This window comes from Pseudomonas meliae (assembly GCF_001400515.1).
In the GTDB taxonomy this organism is placed as follows: domain Bacteria; phylum Pseudomonadota; class Gammaproteobacteria; order Pseudomonadales; family Pseudomonadaceae; genus Aquipseudomonas; species Aquipseudomonas amygdali.
The window spans coordinates 8,763-9,364 of record NZ_LJQT01000017.1; the positions used below are offsets into that span (position 1 = coordinate 8,763).

Annotated in this window: 1 protein-coding gene; it reads right to left on the reverse strand. The window is 55.6% G+C overall.

Going from position 1 to position 602, the window contains the following annotated elements; translation table 11 throughout:
- Window positions 1-46: 46 nt before the first annotated feature.
- A complete protein-coding gene (locus ALO64_RS00540; RefSeq protein WP_002551516.1) occupies window positions 47-415 on the reverse strand; it encodes a cupin domain-containing protein in 369 nt (122 codons plus the stop codon).
- Window positions 416-602: the final 187 nt, after the last annotated feature.

The following is a 602-nucleotide window of genomic DNA, read 5'->3' on the forward strand; positions in this document are numbered from 1 at the left end:
GGTTTTTTTTGTGTCTGCGCTCCTGGCATAGCTGCAAGGGCAGTACTTATTTATCCGCAGCGGCTTCAAACACCACATAAATCTTGCGGCATGTTTCCAGCACCTCCCAAGTGCCCTTGAAGCCGGCCGGAATCACGAAACGGTCGCCTGCGCGCAGGGTTTTCGCGTTGCCCTGCTCGTCGCGCAGGACTGAAACACCCTGCACAATCTCGCAATACTCATGCTCCGAGTAACTCACCTGCCACTGCCCGGGCTCGCCATTCCAGACCCCCGCGCTCATCTGTCCGCAGGGGCTGTTGTAGTGGTTGTAGAGGGTTTGTGCCGGATCGCCCTTAAAGACCTTTTCCGGTGCAGGGCGATAGTGCTCGGCGGCGGTGCTGGCTTCACTGAAGTCGACGATGCTTTCGATACTCATGATGGGCCCCTTGTCCTGAATGCGTTGAGGGTTTGACGTGCGTGCTGTGCGTTAGTGCCCCGCGCGCGCGGAGCTGTTTAATAAAATCAACAAAAAAGCGCCTTGGCGGCTATTTATGTCAAATATATTGGTTTTGTCGGGCCGCTGGTTTAGGGTAACGGCCTTCCTGAAGGAGACGCTGAACAAT

Excerpts from the sequence above, each read along its gene's own strand:
- ALO64_RS00540 (WP_002551516.1), bottom strand. The coding sequence starts at position 415 with ATGAGTATCGAAAGCATCGTCGACTTCAGTGAAGCCAGCACCGCCGCC.